The sequence below is a fragment of the Streptomyces sp. ERV7 genome (assembly GCF_001653515.1).
In the GTDB taxonomy this organism is placed as follows: Bacteria; Actinomycetota; Actinomycetes; order Streptomycetales; family Streptomycetaceae; genus Streptomyces.
In genome coordinates, this window is the sequence record NZ_LYOY01000012.1 from 1 (window position 1) to 4608 (window position 4608).

The 4608-nt window shown below is 72.9% G+C and carries 3 protein-coding genes; 1 reads left to right on the top strand and 2 read right to left on the bottom strand.

Annotated elements, in window-relative coordinates; genetic code table 11:
* A partial coding sequence (locus A8W25_RS05705) for a DUF6801 domain-containing protein (RefSeq protein ID WP_324616184.1) occupies positions 1-409 on the bottom strand: 409 nt, incomplete at its 3' end.
* Between the two features lie 875 nt (positions 410-1284).
* On the opposite strand from A8W25_RS05705, the gene A8W25_RS05710 reads away from it, so the two are divergent.
* Positions 1285-2568, top strand: coding sequence for a helix-turn-helix domain-containing protein (locus tag A8W25_RS05710; RefSeq protein ID WP_067156973.1), 1284 nt, complete (start codon positions 1285-1287; stop codon positions 2566-2568).
* Here A8W25_RS05710 and A8W25_RS05715 read toward each other — a convergent pair.
* Positions 2504-4411, bottom strand: coding sequence for an AMP-dependent synthetase/ligase (locus tag A8W25_RS05715; protein ID WP_067156976.1), 1908 nt, complete (start codon positions 4409-4411; stop codon positions 2504-2506). The genes A8W25_RS05710 and A8W25_RS05715 overlap by 65 nt on opposite strands.
* Between the last annotated feature and the right edge of the window lie 197 nt (positions 4412-4608).

The window sequence follows — 4608 nt, forward strand, 5'->3', positions numbered from 1 at the left end:
GTCCCGGGGCGGTCGGGGGAGCGGGCGGCGATGCCGAGCCCGCAGGGGATGCCGTCGCCGCCTGGAGCAGCAGCGTCAACTCCCCTGCGGTGAGCGTCACTTGCCCCGCCGAACCCAGCGTGACCGCCGGGACCTCGCCCGTGAAAGCGGGCAGCGGCCCGTCGTCCCCCGTGGCGGCGGGGGCGGTGAGCCCCGCCCAGTCGGCGTGGGCCGACGCGCCGTTCTGGGCGACCTCGACGGCGAGCCGGGCGGTACCGGACACCGCCGCGGTGCCCGGGGGCAGGAGCGCGGTGACCGCCTCGGGAGCCGGCTCGGGGCGTACGGCGAACCGCTCGGTCCGCAGCGGCTGCCCGGGGCGGCCGTCCGTCGGATAGACACCGGTGAAGGCGACGGCGACGGCCCGGTGCACGGCGCCCGACGCGCAGTCGTAAATGGCCTGAACGCCTGTCTCCCGGTTCCGCGCAATTGTCCCCGATGCCGGAACAAGGCCGAGAAGAAGCACGCTCACGCCCAGCGCGGCGGCGATAGCGGCACCGCGCCGGTCGAATGCACCGCCCATGGCTCTGCTCCTGTGAATAGCGGTTCTACGGGCGCCGGGAACGGCCGATGTCGCCGTGACGTTACGTACGGGTAACCCGGTGCCGCAATACCGCTTCCGCGCGAATCTCCGATCTCCTCGCAGGCCGGTGGATATTTGTCACCGGCGCCACAATTCCGGGTGGTCGCCTTGTCAACGGCGGTACAGAACCCGGGCGCACGCAGGAGCGGGGCCCCGCGGTCCGGGGGGACGGATCGCGGGACCCCGCTCCGGGATCCGCAGCCCTGGGGCGTGGGCCGCGCCGCCGGGGAGCGGGCGGCGGCCCGCCGTGAGGGGCGGCGAGCGCCGTCGACCCCGGGGCACCGAGGACGCTACGCGCGGGGAATCGGGGCGTGCAATACCCCACGGCCGAATCCGGCCGCCGGGCACCCGGCCGCCACGCGCACGCATGTTATTGCGTCTCGGCCGATCACCTCCGGAAATTCGTACACAGGTCAACGTTTTCCGCCGTGTTCGGGCAATCCCATTGCCGCTTCCGCGCCGTGGCGAGCATCTTTGTGTCCGGCCGCAACGAGAACCCGTCACGGGGCACACATTTCCTCCGTACGCACTGGTGCCTTCGGGCGCGGGCTGGTCTATGTTGCAGATGTTGTGAGTTGACGTCGGCCCCACAGCAGGCCCACGGTGCGTCGCCCACCCGAGCCGAACGTCGAGCCGTACGTCCCGGCCAGTGAAAGGGACAGCGCATGCCGAACGCCCTCCACGCATCGGCCCCCTCGGAGCAGCTGGGACCGATCCCCCGGGAGCTCGCCACCATCATGTGGCCCGAACTCCCGCCGCTGCTCGACGAGATCAAGGCCGAGGTCGTCCGCGCGTATCCGGAGTTCGCGGACGTCTTCGCGGGCCCGCACGGCCGGTTCGTGCACTCGGCGATCGAGCAGAGCCTGACCATCTTCGTGGACCAGGTGGTGCGGCCCTCGGTGCCCTCGCCGCTGCGGGACGAGATGATCCGTACGTTCGGCCGGTTCGCCGCCTCCCAGGGCGGCAGCCTGGACACCCTGCGCGGCACCTTCCGCGTCGGCGCCCGGGTCGCGCTGCGCCACACCAAGAAGGTCGGCAAGCGCTACAACCTCTCCCCCGTGTTCATGCTGTCCTTCGCGGACACCCTGTTCGCGTACATGGACCAGTTGGAGGCGCTGGCCAGCGAGGGCTACCTCCAGGCCAGATCGTCGGCCGAGGACAACCAGGACGAGTTGCGGAGAAAGATCCTGCGGCTGATCGCGTCCGGCGGCGGAACACCCCGGGTCACCCTCGTCGAGCTGGCCGAACGGGCGGGCTGGCAGCTCCCTCAGGAGCTGACCCTGGTCGCGCTCAGCGCCGGCGCCCACCCCGCCCGCACCGCCCTGCACGGCGACGTGCTGATGGACCTCGGGGACCCGCAGCCGTATCTGCTGGTGCCGGGCGCTCTGCACGCCGAGCGCCACAAGTCGCTCGTCCAGGCGCTCGGCGGGGCGCGCGCGGCGGCCGGGCCCACGGTGGCTCTGGCGGGGGCGGCGGACTCGCTGCGCTGGGCCCGCCAGGCGCTCGGCCTCGCGCTGTCCGGGATCATCACCGAGGCGCCGGTCGTCCACAGCGCGGACCACCTGGTCACACTGCTGCTGATGTCGGACCCGGCGCTCCTGGAGCTGCTCGCGGCCCGTGAACTGGCCCCGCTCCAGGGCCATACGGCGACCCGCCGCGAGCGGTTGACCGAGACGTTGCGGGCGTGGCTCGCCACCCGTGGCACCGCCGCCCAGATCGGCGAGGTGCTGCACATCCACCCGCAGACCGTGCGCTACCGCATGCGCAACCTCGACGCGGCCTTCGGCCACCGGCTGACCGACCCGGAGCACCGCTTCGCCACCGAGATCGTGCTGCGCGCGATGCATCTGCGCGAGCGCGCCGACCCCTTACCGGACTCCTCGGTCACCTCGGCCCGTACAGCTCCTCGATCTCGCGGGCGTACGCGGCGGCCACCGCCCGCCGCTTGACCTTCAGGGACGGCGTCAGCAGTCCGTTCTGCTCGGTGAACTCCCCTGCCACCAGCCGGAACCGGCGGATCGACTCGGCCCGCGAGACCGCCGCGTTGGCGTGGTCCACGGCCTTCTGGACCTCCGCGACGAGCTCCTGGTCGTCCACCAGCCGCTCGACCGGGGTGTCCGCGGGCCGCCCGCGCACCGCCAGCCAGCGCTCGACCGCCTGGGGGTCGAGCGTGATCAGCGCGGCGACGTACGAGCGGTTGTCGCCCACGACCAGGCACTGGCCGACCGGCGACCGGCCGCGCAGCCGGTCCTCCAGGACGCCGGGCGAGACGTTCTTGCCGCCGGAGGTGACCAGGATGTCCTTCTTGCGGCCGGTGATGGTCAGATAGCCGTCGGCGTCGCACCGCCCGAGGTCGCCGGTCGCCAACCAGTCGCCGGCCAGGACGCCGTCGGTGGCCGCCGGGTCGTTCCAGTAACCGTCGAAGACGATCGGCCCCTTGAGCAGGACCTCTCCGTCGTCGGCGATCCGCACCGAGGTGCCGGGCACCGGCAGGCCGACCGTGCCGGGGCGCGGGCCGAGCGGCGGGGTGACGACGGCGGCCGCGGTGGTCTCGGTGAGCCCGTAGCCCTCGTAGATCAGGATGCCGGCGCCGTAGAAGAAGAGGCTCAGCTCGCGGTCGAGGGGGGAGCCGCCGCTGATGGCGTAGCGCAGCCGGCCCCCGAGCTCCTTGCGCACACGGCGGTAGACCAGCAGGTCGTAGAGCGCCCGGCCGAGCCGCAGCGCGGGGCCGGGGCCCTTCCCCGTCCCCGCGGAGGGGTCGAGGGACGCCTCGCCGTAGCGCACGGCGATCCGGTGGGCGCGGTCGAAGGAGGCGGCGCGGCCCATGCGCTCGGCGGTGGCCCGCCCGGTGTCGTGGATCTTCTCGAAGAGGTAGGGGACACCGACGACGAAGGTGGGACGGAACTCCTTCAGCTGTGGCCGGAGTTCGTCGGGGGTGACGCTGGGCCAGTGGCCGATCTCGATGCCCGCCCTCAGACAGGCGATCTGGAGGCTGCGGCCCAGGATGTGGGCGAGCGGCAGGAAGAGCAGGGTCGAGGCGTCCCGGCTGCTGACCTCCCGGAAGACGGGGTGCATCAGCTCGACCATGTTGGCGGTCTCGGCATGCAGGTTGCGGTGGGTGAGGACGCAGCCCTTCGGTCTGCCGGTGGTGCCGGAGGTGTAGCAGAGGGTGGCGACGGTGTCGGGGCCGAGCGCGGCGCGCCGCTTGTCGAGCTCCTCGTCGCTCGTCTCCCGCCCGCCGACGGCGAGTTGGGCCAGGGCGCCGTCGTCGATGACGAACACCCGGCGGCCCTCGGCGGCCTCCCCGGCCGTCCGCAGCTCGGTCCCGCTCTCCACGATCAGCATCCGGGACCCGGAGTCGCCGAGGATCCAGTCGATCTGCTCGGTCGAGGAGGTGGCGTAGACGGGCACGCTCACCCCGCCCGCCGCCCAGATCGCGAAGTCGAGGACGGCCCACTCGTAGCGGGTGCGCGACATCAGGGCGACGCGTCCGCCGGGTTCGAGGCCCGCCGCCATCAACCCCTTGGCCGTGTCCGCGACTTCACGGGCGAAGGCGGCCGCGGTGACCGGCTGCCAGCGTCCGCCGCGTCTGCGCCGCAGCGCCACCGCGTCCGGCGTCTCGGCGGCGTTGGCGAACGGGATGTCGGCGACGCTTCCCGTCACGGGCCCGGCGGCCAGCGGGGCGACCCGCACCTCGCGCACCTCACCGCCCTCGCGCACGAGCTCCGCCCGGGCCCGCCCGGTGAGATCGCCGCGCCGCGCGGCCCTCCTCAGATCCTTCCGTACGCCCATGCGTCGACTCCTCTGCTCGGCTCAGGGCGGAGTGGTGCGGAGCACTGACCAGTGGTGCGAGAGTTGGCCGGCTCGCCAACTTACCGCCGCGTAACGGGAAATCAACCCCTACCGGATCCACCGAGCCGGGCGGCTGATCGTGGGAGGTTCCGACCAGAGCGCACCTCTTGCCCCGGCCTGCCCCACCCCCCGTACAG